Here is a 19,174-nt window from a genome sequence, read left to right on the forward strand (position 1 = left end):
TCGGCGTACAAGTGAACGTGCCCCAGCGCGACGTGATCTCCATCAACGGCCCCAGCTACCGGCTGTAAGACCCGCTCGCAGCCATCGAACGCGACCGCGACGATGGAGCCTCACCAAGTTCCCGGAAGTCTTCACAGGTCAGTCCAGGCATGTCCCTCGCAGTAGTCGTGCCGGCCCCGGAAGAACCAGTTGGCGAGATCCCCGATTCGCTCGATGCAGTCCTCGAAGTAGGCATCGGGCGTCGGTCTTGGGAAATTCGGGCGTGATGTCCACAACGGAACCCAGGTCGCGACCTCGTAGAACCCCTCAGCGACCCAGCGATCGAGCTTCTCGTCGGACTGGGACCGCTCGCATACGGCTCGCATCGCCCGTTCCAAGCAGGTGAAGGCAGCCCGATCCCACTCCAGATCACCACGGAGCCGTAGCAGGAAGCTCCCCTCCGCTGCGCCGAACTCCCGCCTCAGAACTCCGGTGATCTCATCCATGCCCGAGATGTTGTCACCGGGGCGGCGACGGTCACCGTGCTCGGCGCAGCGCTTCTGCCCGGTGGGATCCCCCAGCCGGGCAGAAGCGGTGTGTCACACCGCGAGGAGATCGTCCAGCGATCCCTTGCCCGACAGCTCGGCAAGGGCGGCCGGCCCTTCCTTCGAGGCGGTGTAGCGGCCTGAGATGAGGGCCCACTCGTAGTTGCCGTTGATCCAGTGCTGGATGGCTTCCACGCCCATCTGCACGTGTTCGCGCTGCTCGGTCGTGAGAGCGAGTTCGTCACACATCTGCGGGACACGGCCCTCGAGTTCGAGGTACGCGTCCAGGCAGTCGGTGGTCATCCGGTACGCCTCCGCGGCGGCCTCCTCCCAGCTGTAGTCGCGTTCGCGGTGCAGCACGGCTATCAGGTTGTGACCGTCTCCTCGTCGCCGCTCGCGTTCGAAGGAGTGGATGTCGTTCATGAATCCGATGGTGTCCGCGGCGAGATCGCGCATCCGCACCATGAGCGGATGGGCCTGGACCTGCGGCGGCACTTCGAAGCCACGGCTGCGCTCCCCGGCGTCGATGCTGTGGTGGATGCCCACCGTGCGGCGCCGGAACTCCGCGTACTCCTCGAGGCCGAGTTTGCCCGCCAGACCGCGGGCTGCCAGGTCGACCTCCTCAGTGTGTGCCACCAGGAAGCGCCCCCAGGAAGCGGCAAAACGTGTCCGCCAGGTCAGGGACATGCCATCCGAGAGCCGGGACCAGACCTCGGCCCAGGCGACGGTGATAGGGCACACCACACGAGGAGCAGTCCCAGTGGGGCGCAGAGGAGTCGCGATCAGTTCACGCGCGACCTCCGCTATGCGATCTGCGCGATCCGGCCTTCCGGCGTCAAACTGGTCGTCGAACAGGAAGGCCAGCGAGAACCAGTTCATCAGGACGACCATGTCGTCCGGCGAGGCGTACGGGTAGGTGCGCGCAGCAGCCTGGGGGAGGTCCCAGGACTGGTACTCCTCGAATCCCGCCTGGCTGCGTACCAGCCCCATGTCCCACACCCAGCGCAGATGCCGCTCTCGGGCGAACTCCAAGTGCTCGCTGACCGGAGTCTTGAAGGGGAGCTCGAACCTGACGTCCTGTGGCATTCGCGTCCTCTCTTGAGACAAATCACAGGCCCCCGCCCCTGCGAACAGGCGATCGTTGTCGTCGCCTGCTGACTCGAACTGGTCTGCCTGAGTCGATAGTTGACGACTCAAGTGCGCTTCGAGACTGCCCAGAGCCTAAACGATCTATGGTGTGACGTCTGCAACGCGTGATGCAGGTGTGAATCGCCGCAACGCGTTTCACCGCAGGTAGAGCCAAGGGCTGACATCTGGTGGCACGCCGACCCGCCACGCGTAACCGCGGCCGCGGCAGGGATCATGGTCGAGGTGATCTGGCATGCGTGCGAGGCCGCCGGGTTGGCGCCGCTAGAGGGGCGTCTAGGCTTCCAGCACCACCAGCAGCGCTTCATGCGCGGTGAGATCCCCGGACGGTGACAGGGCGGCGGGGCGGCCGGACTGACTAGTCCGGTAGGACAGCAAGCCGGCGCCCCACAATCCCGCAGCGGGGCTAGGGCCTGTCTGAAGTCGTGATCACTGGAGGCTGCGCATCCAGATCACCGTGCCTCGCAGCTGGAGGCCGGCGAGGTAGCTCTGGGGTGTCTTGTCGCAGCGGGTCGCGATGCCGCGCCATGCCTTCAGTTTGTTGATCAGGCGTTCGACTGTGTTGCGGTCTTTGTAGAGCTCGGCATCGTGGGAGACGGGTCGAGCGGGCGGCAGCGCGGATCGGAAGCGAGGTGGACCTTGGTGGTCAGACCTCCACGCGAGCGGCCCAGCCGGGCCGCCTTCCGGCGGGCCCGGCGTCGCCGCCGGATGTGCCGCCGTTCCTCCCGATCCGCGTCGGACGTGTCCTGTTCGCCTTCGACCTGCGGCTTTCGTTCCTTTCCGCGGCCCCCTTTGACGCCTCGGCGGCCTTCTCCGGGGACGACAGGACCTCCTCGTCGACCCGCATGCCCGCGGCATCGTGATGGGCGTGGGCGACCGTGGAGTCCACGCTGACCAGGGACAAGTCCGTCTGCCCTCGCCGGGCCGCCTCGGCGATCATCCCGTCCATCAGCACCTCGAAGACATCCGCGTCACGCCACCGGACGAAGCGGTTGTAGACGGTCTGCCAGACCCCGAACTCCGGCGGCATCTCCCGCCACTGGGCACCCGAGCGGAACTTCCAGATCACGCCCTCGAACTGGTCCCGCAGATGCTCCGGATGCGGGCCGGACCTGCCTATCGGCAGGAACGGCTCGATCAACTCCCACTCATCGTCCGTGAGTTCCCTACGCGCCATCCCAGACGTCTACCAGCCGAATGCCCTGTGGCGGCCAACTTTGCTTCCGTGCCATCGAGTTCGCTCGCCATGTGCTCTCCTACCAGCCCATGTCCTTGGCCACCTCTTCCTGGGCCGCGGCGATCTCTTCCTCGGTGGGCTCGATAACGTCCACCTCCTCCAAGCGCGCCAGCAGGTCTGCGAGAGCCTGCTTCTGAGCCGGATGCGTGATCGGTACGGCGTTCAGGTCGGTGCTCATCAGCCAGTCGAACAGCACGATGGCATCGGAGCGCCACAGGCGGAGATCGACGGTTGGCGTGGATCCCCATGGGAAACCAATTTCCATGAGGGCATCTTGCCGGGTCAGCGGGATCCAGAGCGACGCACAGAACACCGCCCAACGATCACCGAAAGAGGAATCTCAGTCCTTGATCACAACTTCAGGCAGGCCTTAGATCGATGACCGGGTCGACAGAGATGAAGCTGCCCAGGTTCGGATCGTATTCGCGGGCGCCGAGATGAGTGAGGCCGGTCGGGTCGGTGGTGCCGCCGACGTAGCCGCGGGTGCCGGGACAGCAGGGCATCAAGCCGGGCGAGGACTACGAGGAGATCGTGGTCCACTCCGCCTCGGCGGCCGGCTCGACCCTCCAGCTGCACAAGATTTGTCCGCCCAAGGCGCGGGCCTGAGACCCCCGCCCGCCGCAAGGGTAAGACGGTAGCGGCGGGCGGGCCTGCACCTCACACCGGGCACGAAAGTGATCCGCTCGTTGAGCAAGGAAGCCGGAGCCGGGCCCCTCATCGCCTCCAAGGGCGCACAGGGGTCCGGCTCCGGTTCTGTGTGTTTACAAGCCCCCGCGCGCGCATGGGAGAGTTTCGCGAGAAGTCATGGTTGCTCGGGTGGGAAACAAGTGGGAACCGAAGTGGGTAACCAGAGCGCAATCACGACTGACTAGAGCCCTACTGGCGATGCGAATGGTGAGGTCAAAGCGGTGTCTACCAGCGAAAACCGTGGTCTGAAGGTCGGCTGCATCGGACTCGGAGACATCGCGCAGAAGGCGTATCTACCGGTGCTCACCACCTTGTCGGGGGTCGAGCTGCACCTGCAGACCCGCACACCCGCGACGCTCCGGCGGGTCGGGGACACGCACCACATCCCCGCCGAACACCGGCACACCGACCTGGACGCGCTGCTCGCGCAGGGGCTCGACGCGGCCTTCGTGCACGCGCCGACCGCCGTCCACCCCGAGATCGTGACGCGGTTGCTCGAAGCGGGCGTCGCCACCTATGTCGACAAGCCGCTCGCCTACGAACTCGCCGAATCGCAGCGCCTCGTGCGGCTCGCCGAGGAGCGCGGGGTCAGCCTGACGGTGGGCTTCAACCGCCGTCACGCGCCCGGCTACACGCAGTGCGCCGAGCACCCCCGCGAGCTGATCCTGATGCAGAAGAACCGGATCGGGCTGCCCGAGGAGCCGCGCACGCTCGTCCTCGACGACTTCATCCACGTCGTCGACACCCTGCGCTACCTCGTGCCCGGTCCGATCGACGACGTGTCGGTGCGCGCCCGGGTCGAGGACGGCCTGCTGCACCACGTGGTGCTCCAGCTCGCCGGGGACGGGTTCACGGCGATCGGAGTCATGAACCGGCTCAGCGGCTCGACCGAGGAGATTCTCGAGGTCTCCGGGCAGGACACCAAGCGGCAGGTCGTCAACCTCGCCGAAGTCATCGACCACAAGGGCCAGCCGACGGTGCGCCGCCGCGGCGACTGGGTTCCGGTGGCCCGCCAGCGCGGCATCGAGCAGGTGGTGCTCGGTTTCCTCGACGGCGTGCGCGCGGGGAAGGTCCTCAGCGCCAAGGACGCGCTGGAGACGCATGTGCTGTGCGAGCAGGTCGTACGTGAGGTGCAGCGGTTCGCCGCCTGAACAGGCGGACGGCCTCCGCCGCGCCCAGCAGAACGAGCACGGTGACGGCCGCGTGCACGGGCCAGTCGCCGAATCGCACGTACAGCGTCGTGCCGTGCGCCGTCGGCACCTCGTAGACCCGGGCCGCGCTCGCCGACGTGCCCAGCCAGGGACCGACGCGTGAGCCGTCCGGGCCGTACACGGCCGACACCCCGGTCAGCGTCGCGTGCACCATCGGACGGCCCGTCTCCGCGGCGCGCAAGGCCGCGAGCGACGCGTGCTGCTCGGGCGCCCAGCTGTGCTGGAACGTGGACGTCGAGGACTGCGCGAGCAGCACCTGCGCACCGTCGCGCGTGAGGTGCCGTGTCATGTCGGGGAACGCCGACTCGAAGCACACGAGCGGGCCGATCCGCAGATGGCTGTCCCGCGCGGACCGCGCGTCCATCACGACCTGCCGGGTCCCTCTCACCCGGTCCTCGCCCGCCGCCTTGCCCACCGACGTGGCCCAGCCGAGCAGCGGACGCGCCGGGATGTACTCCCCGAAGGGGACAAGCCGCATCTTGTCGTAGCGCTGCCCCGTGAGACCGTTCGGGCCCACCAGGACCGAACTCTTGAAGATGCCGGGGGAGCCGCCGGGGGAGACGCGCCGCGCGTCCACGTTCACCAGGACGTCCGCGCCCACCTCGCGCGAGAGCGCCGCGATCCGGCGCGCGAGGTCCGGCCGCTGCGAGAAGTCGAAGCCGACGCTGCTCTCGCCCCAGACCACCAGGTCGACGCCCTGCCCGGCCAGGCCGCGCGTCAGCACCTCCTCCCGGTCGAAGCGCTTCTCGCTGCTGTCGGCGCCGCCTATCGGGCCTGGCTGCACGACGGCGACCCTGACCTGGCCATCCGGCTCGGGGCGCGGGGCCCAGGCCCAGGAGGCCGTCGTCACCGTGGCCGTCACCAGAAGCCCAGCCACCGCCGGCGTACGGGCGCTGCGCGTCACGAGAAGGACCGTGACGGCGGTGTTGACCGCCACGACGAGCAGGCTGACCAGCCACACCCCGCCTACCGACGCGACGCGCAGGGCGGGCTGCACCTGCCACTGGCTCGACCCGATGAGCCCCCACGGGCCGCCCAGCCCCTGCCAGGACCTAACCAGTTCGACCATCAGCCATGCCGAAGGCACCGCCACCAGGGCGACGGCCGCCTGCCCGCGCGTAGGCGTGCCGCCGAGCAGCCGCCGCACGAGCCGGCCCCAGGGAGCCCACAGCGCGCCGAGCAGCGCCGCGATCACCACCGTGAACACCTGCAGACTCGGCAGCAGCCACTGGTGCACCGCCAGCATGAACCCGAGCCCGCCGAGCCAGCCGTCGAGGGTCGCGCGGCGCGGTGTGGCGGCGGAGCGGGCCAGGAGCATCCATGGCACCAGAGCGATGTAGGCCAGCCACCACAGCGACAGCGCCGGGAACGCGAGCGCGGGCAGCGCGCCCGCGCACACGGCGGCGACGCCACGCCACCAGGGGGACGCCGCGAGGCGGGGAGCGATGCCCTGCCACGACGCGGCGGGCGCCGCCCACGCCGCCGACGCCGGCCATGACTGCGTCGTACTCGACGAGCGCGGCCGACCGTTCCCGCCCGACCCGTCCATGCGCCGCCTCCCTCGTCGTCCGACGCCCGGTACGTGCTTTCAGTGTGCGCGCCCGGGACGATCTTTGACAGTGGGCATCGGGGGGCGCCCGCGTCAGGGCGTGGTGGCCGCCGCGGCGCCCTCGGTGCGGCGCCACTTCTCGTGCACCGTCACCCCGCGCAGCCGCCAGCCGGAGTGCGTCCGCACCAGGCCGAAGGCGTAGCGGCCGCCGCACACGAAGTCGGGCGCTCCGGAGGGCGTATGGGAGAGCGCGTCGGAGGGGCTGCCCGCGCCGTCGCCGGCGAGCCGCATCGGGTTGATGTAGTCGGCCTGCACGTCGGCCGTGTCGCCGGTGTCGTTGTCGAGGCGGCCGAAGCGCAGGCGCCGGTTGACGATCAGGTGCTGGCGCATCGGGAACAGCTCCATCGTCCGGGTCAGCCACTCGGTGATCTCGGCCGCGCTGCCCTCGATGCCGCCGGCCCGCCGGTAGTCGGCGCGCCCGTCCGGACTGAAGAGTCCGCGGTACGCCGTCCAGTCCCCGTCGTCCACGGACACCGCGTAGTCGGTGATCAGCTCCTCGATGGCGAGTCGGTCCATCACGGTGGCGAGTTCTACGCGCTGTGTCATTGAGCCAGTCTTGGGCACCGGAACCGCAGATCCAAGGGGCGCGACGGGGGAGAGGCCCGCGGCAGTGATCATTGGTACCTTCTCGGCATGTCCCGAGAGAGCACCTCACAGACCGCCGCCGACGACCTCGCGCACTCCGTGCGGCTCGCGGTGGACACCTTCGGCGGGGCGCTGGGTGCCGACTGGGGCGTCAAGGCCGGTTCGCTGGAGTGGGACTGCTGGGAGACGGCCGAGCATCTGGCCGACGACCTGTTCGCGTACGCGGCCCAACTCGGGCCGTCGAAGCCGCCGTTGGACACCGAAGTGCCGTTCGACTGGACGCGCCGCAGGCCGGACGGCCCCGCGAACGTCATCTTCGCGAACCGCGACGCGGGCCCGGCGGGACTGCTCCAGGTGCTCGACGCGAGCGGCGCCCTGCTGATCGCGATGGTGCGGACGGCCGCGCCCGAGACCCGCGCCCACCATGTGTTCGGCCTCTCGGATCCCGTGGGCTTCGGCGCCATGGGCGTCGTGGAGACCCTCGTCCACACGCAGGACATCGCCGAAGGCCTCGGCCTCGACTGGACCCCGCCCGGCGTCCTCTGCACCCGGGCTCTCGCCCGGCTGTTCCCCGACGCGCCGCAGGGTGACGACCCCTGGCGTACGTTGCTGTGGGCGACGGGGCGAGGCGAGCTGCCCGGCAGGGAGCGGCTCACGGCCTGGCGCTGGAACGCCGAAGTCCGCTGACGGCCGGCAAGCCGACCGGGCCGGGTACGACAGAGAATCGACGGAGCGTCAGGCCGCAGCCTGGACGACCTCCGTACGGACCGCGATCGCCCATTCGGTGACGAGCAGCGCGTACTGTGCGCGCTGCTCGGTGGAGAGACGGCCACCCGCGCGCAACCACAACCCGCGGATCTGCTCGTTCACTTCCTCGGCAGACCGCGCGGAACCCGAACACTCAAGCGGCATGCGGTAAGGCTAGGGTGCGTGCCGCCCACTGGGAACCCTAAGCGACGGAACATATTCGCCAAGTGATCCTAAACATCGATCAGTTGGCTGCCAGTCCCTGGCAACGGCCGTCGGGGAGGGGCGGATCGTGCTCGGACCGGGCGGTGAAAAACCAGGTGGCAGCGTCGCGTCCCGTCACTACAGTTGCAGCATGCCCAGGTGCGAAGGAGCGGGTTACTTCCACTGTTAATGGGGTGGTCGCGGGTTCGAGTCCCGTCGTCGGCTTCGGGTCGGCGTAGCTCAGTTGGCAGAGCACCTTGTACCTGCACCGATTCTGATCTCTGGGCAACACACTTCACGCACCTCCCGGTGCGCAGGTCCGCGGCTCCTTCTTATTTTGAACGCACGCCGCGGGCCGACTTGATCTCGGGAGGCACCCAGCAGCGCCGCACCTCGATTCGGCGTGCGCGCACGGCCGTGCCTCCCCTCCACAGAGAGGGGCCGCCTCATGGCACGCTTCAACACCCGCGGCACCCGCCCGGTGGGCCGGTCGCCGATCGCCACCGTGACGGGCGAGCGGGCGCGCACGCACGAGGGCGCGACCGGATACCTGCGCGACACGCGCAGTGAACTGTTCCTGCTCGCCGTCTCGAACCTCGTCGCCACGGACGCCTTCTACGAGTCCGCGGACGACCGCGACGACCGCTACAGCACCCTCGTGCGGCAGCTCGCCGTCGAGGACCCCGAGTGGACCGCGGGCCTGCTCGGCTGGCTGCGCGGCGAGGGGAACATGCGGACCGCCGCGCTCGTCGGCGCCGCCGAGTTCGTCAAGGCCCGCATCGACGCGGGCGAGCCCGGCCACTCCCGTCAGGCCGTCGACAGCGTCCTCCAGCGCGCCGACGAGCCGGGCGAGCTGCTCGGCTACTGGACCTCGCGGTACGGCCGGCGCCTGCCGAAGCCGGTGAGGCGCGGCATCGCCGACGCCGTCCAGCGGCTCTACAACGAGCGCTCGCTCCTCAAGTACGACACCGACTCCAAGGGCTACCGGTTCGGTGACGTCCTCAACCTCGCGCACCCGGCGCCTGCCACGGACAAGCCGTGGCAGGGCGAACTGTTCCAGCACGCCCTCGACCGCCGGCACGGCAATGCCGAGGAGATCCCGGAGCGGCTGCGCACCCTGCGCGCCCGCGAGCGGCTGATGCGCGTACCGGTGGAGGAGCGCCACGCGCTGCTCACCACGGACACCGGCAGGCTCGCCGAGGCGGCCATGACGTGGGAGTCGCTAGCGGGCTGGCTCCAGCGGCCGATGGACGCGGCGGCGTGGGAGGCGATCATCCCGTCCATGGGTCTGATGGCTCTCGCGCGGAACCTGCGCAACTTCGACGAGGCCGGTGTCTCGGACGAGGTCGCGCAGCGGGTGGCGGCGCGGTTCGCCGACGCGGATGAGGTGCGTCGCTCGCGTATGTTCCCGTTCCGCTTCTGGGCCGCGTACAAGCACGCCCCGTCGCTGCGCTGGGGGCACGCTCTGGAGCGGGCGCTCGCGCACTCGCTGGCCGGTGTGCCCGCGCTGCCCGGCCGTTCGCTGATCCTGGTGGACCGGTCGCCGTCGATGTTTCCCGGCTGCGTATGGTCGACGCCGCACCGCTCGGACATCCCGCTCGCCGAGCAGGCGGCGGTGTTCGGCGCCGCGCTCGCCATGCGCGCGGAGCTGCCGACGCTCGTCGAGTTCGGGATGGAGAGCCGGCGTCTGAACTTCCGGAGGGGCGGCAGTGTGCTGCGGCTCGTCGAGAGGTTCGGGCAGATCTCCGGCACCGACATCCCGACCGCGGTGAAGAAGCACTACTCCGGGCACGACCGTGTGGTCGTCGTCACCGACGAGCAGACCCGGCCCGGCTGGTTCCCGTCGAACGCCGAGGGCTTCGGCGGCATGGCCGAGACCGAGATCGACGCGCTCGTGCCGAGGGACGTGCCCGTCTACATGTGGAACATGGCCGGATACAAGGTGGGCGCGACCCCTTCGGGCGGCGCGAACCGGCACGCCTTCGGCGGCCTCACCGACCAGGCGTTCCGCCTGATCCCGCTCATCGAGCGGGGCGGCGACGCGCGCTGGCCGTGGGAGAAGTAGCGGGAGAGGCGAGCGAGGGGTGGTCCCGTCAGGCTCGGGCCGGGCGGGGTCAGCCCGCCGACTCCCCGGCGTGCGGGCTCAGGACGCCCGCCGCCACCAGCGCGATCAGCACGATGCCGAGCAGGATCCGGTAGTACACGAACGGCATGAAGCTCTTCGTCGAGATGAACTTCATGAACCATGCGATCACTGCGTATCCGACGCCGAAAGCGATGATCGTCGCGAAGGCGGTCGGGCCCCAGGAGACGGAGCCGTCCTGCCCGGCGTCCTTCAGCTCGAAGACCCCGGAGGCGAGGACCGCGGGGATCGCGAGGAGGAACGAGTAACGGGCCGCGGCCTCACGGGTGTACCCCATGAGGAGGCCGCCGCTGATGGTCGCGCCGGAACGCGAGACTCCGGGGATCAGGGCCATGGCCTGGCAGACGCCGTAGATCAGCCCGTCCTTGACGCTCAGGTCCTTGAGCCCCTTGCGCTCCCGCACCGCGCGGTGCTTGCCGCCGACCTCGTCGCGCGCCGCGAGACGGTCGGCGACACCGAGGACGACGCCCATCACGATGAGGGTCGTCGCGGTCAGGCGCAGATCGCGGAACGGGCCCTCGATCTGGTCCTTGAAGGCGACACCGAGCACGCCGATCGGAATCGAGCCCACGATCACGAGCCAGCCCATCTGCGCGTCGTGGTCGCTGCGCAGCGCCTTGTTCGTGAGGGAGCGGAACCACGCGGAGATGATCCGTGCGATGTCCTTGCGGAAGTAGATGACCACCGCCGTCTCCGTGCCGAGCTGGGTGATCGCCGTGAACGCGGCCCCCGGGTCGTGCCAGCCCGCGAAGGCCGCGGTCAGCCGCAGATGCGCGCTCGACGAGATGGGCAGGAACTCGGTCAGCCCCTGGACGAGCCCGAGGATGAATGATTCGAACCAAGACATGAAGTTACGCGATCCAAGTGCTGACGTGAGCTGACCGCGGACACGCAGGCCAGAGGCGGACACGGAGGAAGGACGGACGGGCGGGCGAGGCCGTACGGGTTAAGAGGTACGGAAGTGGAAGGGCGCCCGCCGTGGGGCAGCGTAGCGCCCTTGTGTGAAGAGACGATGACAGGGCCTCTTCACCCGGACGGCGCTACGCCGCCGCCGGGCCCGCCGTGGTCCAGCCCGGGGCCTGCGGATGGGCGCTGAGGTCCTCGTGGTGGACGGTGTCGCCGCACGCGGAGCAGGTCACGACGGGGACCAGTTCGCTGCCGCAGGTGTGCTCGATCACCATCGGGCGGTCGCCGTCGTCGCGCAGATGACGGTCGCCCCACGCCATGAGGGTCATGAGGACCGGCTCCAGTTCGAGCCCCGCCGTGGTGGGCCGGTATTCGAAGCGCTGCGGGCGTTCCTGGTAGGCGACCTTCTTGAGGATGCCGGCGTCGACGAGGCGGCGCAGACGCGTCGCCAGGATGTCGCGCGGCGCCCCGATGTTGCGCACCAGCTGGTCGAAGCGTCCGTTGCCGAGGCACACCTCGCGCAGGACCAGGAGCGAGTGCTTCTCGCCGACCACGGCCAGCGTGTCGGCGATCGAACAGGGGCGCGGGTCCTTGGCGGCTGGCATGCGCCTCAGTGTAGGCGAGGGTTTGTTTTTCCAACTGACAGGGTTATCGTGGGTTCAGCTTTCCTACTCACTGGTAATCGGTGCCGGGCACCGACCCGTCGGCCAAGGAGGCCCGCACCATGCGTGACGCAGTCATCGTCGAAGCCGTACGCACCCCCGTCGGGAAGGGCAAACCGAACGGGACGCTCGCTCATGTGCACCCCGTCGAACTCCTCGCCCACACCTTGCGCACCCTCGTCGGGCGCGCCGGAATAGACCCCGCGCAGATCGACGACGTCATCGGCGGCACGGTCGACCAGGTCGCCGAGCAGGCCATGAACACCACCCGGTACGCCGTCCTGTCGGCGGGCTTCCCGGAGTCCGTGCCCGCCACGACCGTCGACCGGCAGTGCGGCTCGTCCCAGCAGGCCGTGCACTTCGCCGCGCAGGGCGTGATCTCCGGCGCATACGACATGGTGATCGCCGGCGGCGTGGAGTCCATGAGCCGCGTGCCGATGTGGTCGAACGTGCCCGAGGGCGCCGACCCGTTCGGTCCCGGCGTCGCAGAGCGCTATCCGGAGGGGCTGGTCCCGCAGGGCGTCAGCGCCGAGCTGATCGCCGCCAAGTGGTCGCTGTCCCGCGACCTGATGGACGCCTACGCCGTCGAGTCGCACCGCAAGGCCGCCCGGGCCTGGGCGGACGGGCTCTTCGACGCCGAGGTCGCGCCCCTCGAAGGCGTCACCCGGGACGAGTCCGTGCGCCCCGGCACCACCGCCGAGATCCTCGCCGGTCTCAAGCCCGCCTACTACGATCCGCACTTCGCCGAGCGCTTCCCGCAGATCGACTGGTCGGTGACCGCGGGCAACGCGAGCCCCATCAACGACGGCGCCTCCGCCGTCCTCATCACCACGAGCGAGAACGCGGCCCGGCTCGGCCTGCGCCCCCTCGCCCGCCTCCACAGCTTCGCCGTCACCGGCTCGGACCCGCTCCTGATGCTCACGGGCGTCATCCCCGCCACTGAGAAGGTGCTGCGCAGGGCGGGTCTCGAGCTGGGCGACATCGACCTGTTCGAGGTCAACGAGGCGTTCGCGGCCGTCGTCCTCGCCTGGCTCCAGGAGACCGGCGCCGACCCGGCGAAGCTGAACGTGCACGGTGGGGCCATCGCACTCGGCCACCCGCTCGGCGCCAGCGGCACCCGCCTGATGACCACCCTGGTCCACGCGATGCGCGCCCGCGGCGCACGCTACGCACTCCAGACGATGTGCGAGGCCGGCGGGCTCGCCAACGCGACCGTCCTCGAAGCGCTCTGAGTCGTCAGCGGCGCTCCGAGTCTCCGGAGCGTGTCAGCCGCGGAGGCGGTGCCGCTTGCACCACGCGACCACCGCCGCCGCCAGCCCGGTCAGCGCGATGAACCCCATGGCGATCAGGAACGCGGGCGACGTCGGCGTCGAGGCCCTGGCCCCGGCGACGACGTACGCCGCCGTATTGGGGACCGAACCGATCGCCGTGGCCAGCAGGAACGGCGCCCAGCGCATGCGCGAGACCGCGGCGCAGTAGTTGGCCGCCCAGAACGGCACACCTGGAAACAGCCGTGCCGCCAGCATCGCCCGGAAGCCGTGCCGGCTGAGCTGCCCGTCGGCCGCCTTCAGCCAGCGGCCGCGTACGAGGGGCCGCAGCGCCTCCTGGCCGAGCACCCGGCCGAGCCCGAACGCCACCCCGGCGCCGAGCACCGTCCCACCGAGCGCCGCCAGGGTGCCGAGCTGCGAGCCGAACAGCGGCCCCGCCGCGAGGTTCAGCAGCGGCCGCGGAACGAAGGCCACCGTGCACAGGCCGTACGCGACGCCGAACAGGACGACCGCGGCGCCGCCGCTCATCTGGGGTGGCCAGCCGTCCGCGAGCAACCGCTGCGGCTGAAGGAGCAACACCATGGCCCCGCCCGAGGCGAGCAGCGCCACCAGGAGCGACAGCCGCGACCACGGTGACAGCAGAACTCTCGTGCAACGCAGGGCAAGGCCCGCCGGCCGGGCGGCGGCGAGTCCCTCGGGACGGGTCGCGACGGTGTCGGGCATCCGGGGAGACTAACCGACCCACATGTAAGTTCGCCGTAGGGTTGTGTCGCATGACCGTCACAGTCCCGCGCAGCGCGCTGGCCGACACTCTGCTGGAGCGGCTCACCGCCGTGTACCCCACGGCGGCCGACACCGAACGGGCCGGGCAGATGCGCGCGTACATGAAGGACGTGGCTCCCTTCCTCGGTCTCACCACCCCCGTACGCCGCGCCCTCTCGCGCACGGTCCTGGCCGGTGCCCCGCGCCCCGACGAGACCGACTGCACCGCGCTCGCGCTGCGCTGCTGGGAGCTGCCCGAGCGCGAGTACGCGTACTTCGCGGTCGACTACCTGCGCCGGCATGCGGGCCGCTGCTCGTCCGGCTTCCTGCCCGTCGCCCGGCACCTCGTGTCGACGGTCCCGTGGTGGGACACCGTCGATCTGCTCGCCGCGCACGTCGTCGGCGCGCTCGTCTCGGCCGACCCGCGCCTGGCGAAGGACATGGACGCGTGGATCGAGGACGACGACCTGTGGATCGCCCGCACCGCGCTCCTGCACCAGCTCCGCCGCAAGGAGACGACCGACACGGAGCGCCTCTTCGCGTACTGCCTGCGCCAGGCGCCGCATCCCGACTTCTTCATCCGCAAGGCCATCGGCTGGTGCCTGCGTGAGTACGCGAAGACCGACCCGGACGCCGTACGTTCCTTCGTCGCCGCCCACCGGGACCGGCTCGCGCCTCTGTCGGTGCGCGAGGCCCTGAAGAACATCGGACCCTGAACTCCCTTACGCCCCACGGCAGACCGGGCCACCCGCCGAGCCACCCGGGCCGCCGGAAAACCATTCGACCTGCGCCGCTTCCTCGGCAATGATCGGCGTCATGTTCCGGTACGCCTTCCCCGCAGCCACGTCCGCAGTCGCGGACGCTGCGAAGGCTGCCGTCTTCCTGGCCGCCGCAGCAGACGGCGCCCGAAGCTGACCCTCTCCGGACATTCCGGCGGACCCCGCAGGGGGAGGGTCGGTGGGAATCCGGGGTCCCCGCCTCTTCAAGGAGGCCATCACACCCTGTTCCGCTGAGGAACACGTTCCGGGAGGAACCACCCAGTCATGCCCAAGACGGCATACGTGCGCACCAAGCCGCACCTCAACATCGGCACCATGGGCCACGTCGACCACGGCAAGACGACCCTCACCGCCGCCATCACCAAGGTCCTCGCCGAGCGCGGCGCCGGCACGTTCGTGCCCTTCGACCGCATCGACCGCGCCCCGGAGGAGGCCGCCCGCGGCATCACCATCAACATCGCGCACGTCGAGTACGAGACCGACACCCGCCACTACGCGCACGTCGACATGCCCGGGCACGCCGACTACGTCAAGAACATGGTCACCGGGGCCGCGCAGCTCGACGGGGCGATCCTCGTGGTCTCCGCGCTGGACGGGATCATGCCGCAGACCGCCGAGCACGTCCTGCTCGCCCGCCAGGTCGGCGTCGACCACATCGTCGTCGCGCTCAACAAGGCGGACGCGGGAGACGAGGAGCTCACCGACCTGGTCGAGCTCGAGGTCCGCGAACTGCTCTCCGCGCACGGGTACGGCGGTGACTCCGTCCCCGTGGTGAGGGTCTCCGGGCTCAAGGCCCTTGAGGGCGACCCGCGTTGGACCGGGGCGATCGACGCGCTGCTCGACGCCGTGGACACGTATGTGCCCATGCCCGAGCGGTACGTGGACGCGCCGTTCCTGTTGCCGGTGGAGAACGTGCTCACCATCACCGGACGCGGCACGGTCGTCACCGGGGCGGTCGAGCGGGGCAGGGTGCGCGTCGGCGACCGCGTCGAGATCTTCGGCGCGGACACCGAGGCGGCGGCGACCGTGGTCACCGGACTGGAGACCTTCGGCAAGCCCATGGAGGAGGCGCAGGCCGGGGACAACGTGGCGCTGCTGCTGCGCGGAGTGCCCCGCGACGCGGTCCGCCGCGGCGACGTCGTCGCGGCCCCGGCCAGCGTCAGCCCGAGCCGCCGCTTCACGGCCCAGGTGTACGTCCTCTCGGCGGCCGAGGGCGGCCGGACGACACCGGTCGCCACCGGCTACCGCCCGCAGTTCTACCTGCGGACCGCGGACGTCGTCGGCGACGTCGACCTCGGCGAGAGCGCCGTCGCCCGGCCCGGGGACACCGTCACGATGACGGTCGAGCTCGGCCGCGACATGCCCCTGGAGGCGGGCCTCGGCTTCGCGATCCGCGAGGGCGGGCGCACCGTCGGCGCGGGCACCGTCAGCTCCGTCGGCTGAACCGCACCGCCCGCCTCCCGCACCCCGCGGGAGGCGGGCGGTCGCACGTCGGCCACACTGGACGCCGGAGCCGGCAGGGAGGTCTCACGTGGCGGGCAGGGCACTCGTGCTCGGGGGCGGCGGCCTCTCCGGCATCGGCTGGATCTCCGGAATCCTCCACGGCCTCGCCGAGGCCGGTGCCGACCTGTGGGACGCCGACACCGTGATCGGCACCTCCGCGGGCTCCGTCGTCGGCGCCCAGCTCACCTCCGGCAGACTGACCCCCGCCGAGCTGTACGAGCGCCAACTCGCCGCGCCCGTGGGGGAGATCGCCGGGCACCTGAGCGCCGCCGCCACCCTCCGCCACGCCCGCGCCGCGCTCTCCTCCCGTACACCGGAGGACTTCGGCCGCAAGGTGGGGCAGATCGCGCTGGCCGCCGACACCCCGGACGAGGCGACGCGCCGCGCGGTCATCGCGGGGCGGCTCGTCTCCCACCGCTGGCCCGAGCGGCCGTTCCTGGTGACGGCGGTACGGGCGACGACCGGCGAGTTCCGTGTCCTCGACCGGGGCGGCGGCGTCGGCCTGGTCGACGCCGTCGCGGCCAGCTGCGCCGTGCCGGGCGTCTGGCCGCCGGTCACTTTCGAGGACGACCGCTGGATCGACGGCGGCGTCCGCTCCCCGGCCAACGCGCACCTCGCCGAAGGCCACGACCGCATCGTGATCATCGCCCCGATCGCCGCGGGCGGCGGCACCCTCGAATCGGCCCGCGCCCAGGCGGAACGCCTCACCGCGGGCGGAGCGAGGGTCACCCTCATCACCCCGAACCGCACCACCAGAAGGGCGATGGGCCACAACAACCTCGACCCGACACACCGCGCCCCCTCGGCCCGCGCGGGCCGGGAACAGGCGCCGGCGCACGCGGCGGGCGTGGCGGAGGCGTGGGGCTGAGCAACGCCCTGACGAATGCCGTGCGGCACTCGGCCCCCGCCGGCCGCGCACCCGGTGAATGCCACCCGGCACGCCTGTCGCCCGGTAAGCCGGCTACCCCGCGGCCCCGTCCACCCCGCCCGTCCCCCGCCCGGCACAATGGACGCGTGGACGAGCCGATACCCGTGACCAGGACCGTCGATCACGGCACCGCCAAGCTGATGCCCGACGTGGACCGGCGCAGGGCCTGGCTGCTCACGGTCGACGGGGCGCCGCAGTCGTACGTCGATCTGGACGCGCCGGAACACCTCGAATTCGAGTACGCGCGCCGGCTCGGGCATGTCCTGGACTGTGCGGGCGAACCCGGAAAGCCGCTCGACGTGCTGCATCTCGGCGGTGGCGCGCTGACCCTGCCGCGCTATGCGGCGGCGACGCGGCCAGGATCGCGTCAGGACGTGGTCGAGGCGGACCGGGGGCTGCTCGCCCTCGTCGCCGAGCACCTGCCCGTCCCGGACGGCGCAGGGATCACCGTCCACGGGGCCGACGCCCGCACCTGGCTGGAGTCGGCCGACGCCGACAGCGCCGACGTACTCGTGGCGGACGTCTTCGGCGGGTCCCGCGTCCCGGCCCATCTGACCACCGTGGCGTACGCCGAGGCCGCCGAGCGGGTCCTGCGTCCCACGGGCGTCTACGCGGCGAACCTCGCGGACGGCACGCCCTTCGCCTTCCTCCGCTCCCAACTCGCCACGTTCTCAACGGTGTTCGAGCATCTCGCGCTGATCGCGGAGCCCGCCGTGCTGCGCGGCAGGCGCTTCGGGAACACGGTCCTCGTGGCCTCCCACGAGGAACTCGACATCGCGGCCCTCGCCCGCCGCGCCGCAGCCGACGCGTTCCCGGCCCGCGTCGAGCACGGCGCTCAGCTGCGCCGCTTCACGGGCAGCGCGAAGCCCGTACGGGACGAGGAGGCGGTGCCGTCACCCGAGCCGCCCGGCGGCTCCTTCGGCATCGGCTGAGACGAGCTCGGGCGCGGGCGCGGGCTGCCCGGCGGTGTGGGGGCGGCGCGTCAGCCGGCGTACCTCCGGCACGAACAGGACCGCTCCCGTCGCGACGACGACGAGCGCCGCGCAGCCCCACAGCGCGGGGGCCAGGCCGAAGGCGGCCTCCGCGGGGCCCGCGAGCGCGGTGGCGACCGGCACCATCGCGACGGAGCCGAACCAGTCGTACGCGGAGACCCGGGACAGCTTGTCCTCCGGGATCTCCTGGTGCAGCGCCGTCATCCAGGAGACGCTGAACACCTCGATCGTCACGCCGCTCACGAACATCACGCAGACCAGCACGGCGAGAGGCACCGGTACCGCGAGCGCGGCCGAGGGCAGCGCCAGCGGGAACACGCACAGGGTCCCGGCGAGCAGCAGCCGCCGCGGTTTCCACCGCATCATCAGCAACGCCCCGGCGACGGTCCCGATGCCGAACGCGCCGAGCGCGAGCCCCCAGGGCCCGGGTCCGCCGAGGGAGTCGCGCGCCACCAGCGGGCCGAAGACCGCGTCGGCGGCGCCGACCACCGCGACCACGACGGAGAACTGCGCGACGACGCCCCACAGCCACGGCCGGCTGATGAACTCCTGCCAGCCGTCCCGCATATCGGCGAGGAGGCCTCCGCCGGGCTCGCGCGGCGCGATGTGGCTGACGTCGAGGAACGAGCGCAGGGCGCCCGCGACGGCGAACGCGATCGCGTCCACGGCGAGCACCCAGCCGGGCCCGACGACCGCGACCATCGCGCCGCCGAGCGCCGCGCCGCCCACGGCCGCGCCCGACATCGCCATCCGGAAGAGGGCGAAGGCGCGGCTCGCCTGCTCCCGGTCGACCGACGACATCAGCATGCCTTCGGCGGCGGGGTTGAAGAAGGCCTGCCCGGTGCCGCCCAGCGCGCTGAGCAGCATCATCTGCCACAGCTCGGGCTTGCCGGTCAGGACGAGCAGCGCGAAGGCGCCCTGGGAGAGGAAGTTGAGCGCGTTGGCCGCGACCATCACGTGGTGGCGCGGCAGCCGGTCGGCGACGGCTCCGCCGACGAGCAGGAACAGGACGAGCGTCAGGGTGCGTGACGCGGCGACGAGGCCGACGTCCCCGCCGTCGCCCCCGGTCTCGAGCACCGCGAACGCGGACGCGATCAGCGCGCCGTTGCTGCCGAGGGTCGTCACGAACGCCGCCAACGCCAGCAGGCTGTAGTTGCGGCCCGCCCACGCGGGTCGGCGGGGTCTGAGCGGGGAGGCGGCAGCAGAGTTCACTGAGGGACTATCGCCGCAGTGGGGGCGACTTGCCAAACGAGATTCTTTCGCCTCGGCCGAACCTGATGC

The 19,174-nt window shown here is 71.0% G+C and carries 19 protein-coding genes and 2 pseudogenes; 9 read left to right on the forward strand and 12 right to left on the reverse strand.

Translation table 11 applies throughout. The features are described 5' to 3' along the window. Positions 1 to 131: 131 nt before the first annotated feature. From OG758_RS38605 to OG758_RS49160, 5 genes and pseudogenes are all read right to left on the reverse strand, one after another. On the reverse strand, positions 132 to 485 hold the full coding sequence (locus OG758_RS38605; RefSeq protein WP_326714109.1) for a hypothetical protein: 354 nt from the start codon (positions 483 to 485) through the stop codon (positions 132 to 134). A gap of 93 nt (positions 486 to 578) precedes the next feature. After that, entirely contained in the window at positions 579 to 1,610 is a 1,032-nt protein-coding gene (locus OG758_RS38610) for a 7-epi-alpha-eudesmol synthase (protein WP_326714110.1), read from the reverse strand. A gap of 489 nt (positions 1,611 to 2,099) precedes the next feature. Continuing rightward, positions 2,100 to 2,847: pseudogene (locus OG758_RS38615) on the reverse strand (transposase). A 79-nt stretch (positions 2,848 to 2,926) separates the two neighbouring features. Further along, entirely contained in the window at positions 2,927 to 3,172 is a 246-nt protein-coding gene (locus tag OG758_RS38620; protein ID WP_326714111.1) for a hypothetical protein, read from the reverse strand. 109 nt (positions 3,173 to 3,281) lie between these two features. Then, positions 3,282 to 3,398: pseudogene (locus tag OG758_RS49160) on the reverse strand (RHS repeat-associated core domain-containing protein); the annotation flags it as partial. On the opposite strand from OG758_RS49160, the gene OG758_RS38625 reads away from it, so the two are divergent. Both OG758_RS38625 and OG758_RS38630 read left to right on the forward strand, forming a co-directional pair. Then, positions 3,391 to 3,513, forward strand: coding sequence for a hypothetical protein (locus OG758_RS38625; RefSeq protein ID WP_326714112.1), 123 nt, complete (start codon positions 3,391 to 3,393; stop codon positions 3,511 to 3,513). The pseudogene OG758_RS49160 and the gene OG758_RS38625 sit on opposite strands and share 8 nt — an antisense overlap. 326 nt (positions 3,514 to 3,839) lie before the next feature. Next, on the forward strand, positions 3,840 to 4,745 hold the full coding sequence (locus tag OG758_RS38630; protein WP_326716174.1) for a Gfo/Idh/MocA family protein: 906 nt from the start codon (positions 3,840 to 3,842) through the stop codon (positions 4,743 to 4,745). On the opposite strand, the gene lnt is transcribed toward OG758_RS38630, so the two are convergent. Both lnt and OG758_RS38640 read right to left on the reverse strand, forming a co-directional pair. Further along, positions 4,669 to 6,354: an apolipoprotein N-acyltransferase gene (gene lnt, locus OG758_RS38635; RefSeq protein ID WP_326714113.1), complete on the reverse strand. Its 1,686-nt coding sequence runs from the start codon at positions 6,352 to 6,354 to the stop codon at positions 4,669 to 4,671. The genes OG758_RS38630 and lnt overlap by 77 nt on opposite strands. A gap of 93 nt (positions 6,355 to 6,447) precedes the next feature. Beyond that, positions 6,448 to 6,960, reverse strand: a complete 513-nt coding sequence (locus OG758_RS38640) for a nuclear transport factor 2 family protein (protein ID WP_326714114.1) — start codon at positions 6,958 to 6,960, stop codon at positions 6,448 to 6,450. A gap of 87 nt (positions 6,961 to 7,047) precedes the next feature. On the opposite strand from OG758_RS38640, the gene OG758_RS38645 reads away from it, so the two are divergent. Next, a complete protein-coding gene (locus tag OG758_RS38645; protein ID WP_326714115.1) occupies positions 7,048 to 7,686 on the forward strand; it encodes a hypothetical protein in 639 nt (212 codons plus the stop codon). Between the two features lie 48 nt (positions 7,687 to 7,734). Here OG758_RS38645 and OG758_RS38650 read toward each other — a convergent pair whose 3' ends face one another. Beyond that, positions 7,735 to 7,911 (reverse strand): hypothetical protein, encoded by a 177-nt coding sequence (locus OG758_RS38650; protein ID WP_266566843.1) that lies wholly within the window; start codon positions 7,909 to 7,911, stop codon positions 7,735 to 7,737. Positions 7,912 to 8,398: 487 nt separating this feature from the next. Here OG758_RS38650 and OG758_RS38655 point away from each other — a divergent pair, with 487 nt between their 5' ends. Continuing rightward, positions 8,399 to 10,015: a TROVE domain-containing protein gene (locus tag OG758_RS38655; protein ID WP_326714116.1), complete on the forward strand. Its 1,617-nt coding sequence runs from the start codon at positions 8,399 to 8,401 to the stop codon at positions 10,013 to 10,015. Between the two features lie 49 nt (positions 10,016 to 10,064). On the opposite strand, the gene OG758_RS38660 is transcribed toward OG758_RS38655, so the two are convergent. Both OG758_RS38660 and OG758_RS38665 read right to left on the reverse strand, forming a co-directional pair. Then, entirely contained in the window at positions 10,065 to 10,940 is an 876-nt protein-coding gene (locus OG758_RS38660) for an undecaprenyl-diphosphate phosphatase (RefSeq protein ID WP_326714117.1), read from the reverse strand. A 193-nt stretch (positions 10,941 to 11,133) separates the two neighbouring features. Then, positions 11,134 to 11,604, reverse strand: coding sequence for a winged helix-turn-helix transcriptional regulator (locus OG758_RS38665; protein ID WP_326714118.1), 471 nt, complete (start codon positions 11,602 to 11,604; stop codon positions 11,134 to 11,136). A gap of 119 nt (positions 11,605 to 11,723) precedes the next feature. Between OG758_RS38665 and OG758_RS38670 the strand changes: the two genes are divergently transcribed. Continuing rightward, the gene (locus OG758_RS38670; RefSeq protein ID WP_326714119.1) at positions 11,724 to 12,893 is read left to right on the forward strand and encodes a thiolase family protein; all 1,170 of its coding nucleotides are present in this window, start codon (positions 11,724 to 11,726) and stop codon (positions 12,891 to 12,893) included. 33 nt (positions 12,894 to 12,926) lie between these two features. Here the strand turns inward: OG758_RS38670 and OG758_RS38675 are convergent, their stop codons facing one another. Further along, on the reverse strand, positions 12,927 to 13,652 hold the full coding sequence (locus OG758_RS38675) for a TVP38/TMEM64 family protein (protein WP_326714120.1): 726 nt from the start codon (positions 13,650 to 13,652) through the stop codon (positions 12,927 to 12,929). Between the two features lie 50 nt (positions 13,653 to 13,702). Here OG758_RS38675 and OG758_RS38680 point away from each other — a divergent pair, with 50 nt between their 5' ends. From OG758_RS38680 to OG758_RS38695, 4 genes are all read left to right on the forward strand, one after another. Further along, complete coding sequence (locus tag OG758_RS38680) at positions 13,703 to 14,407, forward strand: DNA alkylation repair protein (protein ID WP_326714121.1); 705 nt, start codon at positions 13,703 to 13,705, stop codon at positions 14,405 to 14,407. A 327-nt stretch (positions 14,408 to 14,734) separates the two neighbouring features. After that, entirely contained in the window at positions 14,735 to 15,913 is a 1,179-nt protein-coding gene (gene tuf / locus OG758_RS38685) for an elongation factor Tu (protein WP_326714122.1), read from the forward strand. 88 nt (positions 15,914 to 16,001) lie between these two features. Beyond that, positions 16,002 to 16,841: a patatin-like phospholipase family protein gene (locus OG758_RS38690; RefSeq protein WP_326714123.1), complete on the forward strand. Its 840-nt coding sequence runs from the start codon at positions 16,002 to 16,004 to the stop codon at positions 16,839 to 16,841. Between the two features lie 146 nt (positions 16,842 to 16,987). Then, positions 16,988 to 17,833 carry a spermidine synthase gene (locus tag OG758_RS38695; RefSeq protein ID WP_326714124.1) on the forward strand — a complete coding sequence of 282 codons (846 nt, stop codon included), beginning with the start codon at positions 16,988 to 16,990 and terminating at the stop codon, positions 17,831 to 17,833. Here OG758_RS38695 and OG758_RS38700 read toward each other — a convergent pair. Then, positions 17,795 to 19,105, reverse strand: coding sequence for an MFS transporter (locus OG758_RS38700; protein ID WP_326714125.1), 1,311 nt, complete (start codon positions 19,103 to 19,105; stop codon positions 17,795 to 17,797). The two genes, OG758_RS38695 and OG758_RS38700, sit on opposite strands and share 39 nt — an antisense overlap. Between the last annotated feature and the right edge of the window lie 69 nt (positions 19,106 to 19,174).

The sequence above is a fragment of the Streptomyces sp. NBC_01474 genome, assembly GCF_035918215.1.
Classification (GTDB): domain Bacteria; phylum Actinomycetota; class Actinomycetes; order Streptomycetales; family Streptomycetaceae; genus Streptomyces; species Streptomyces aureus.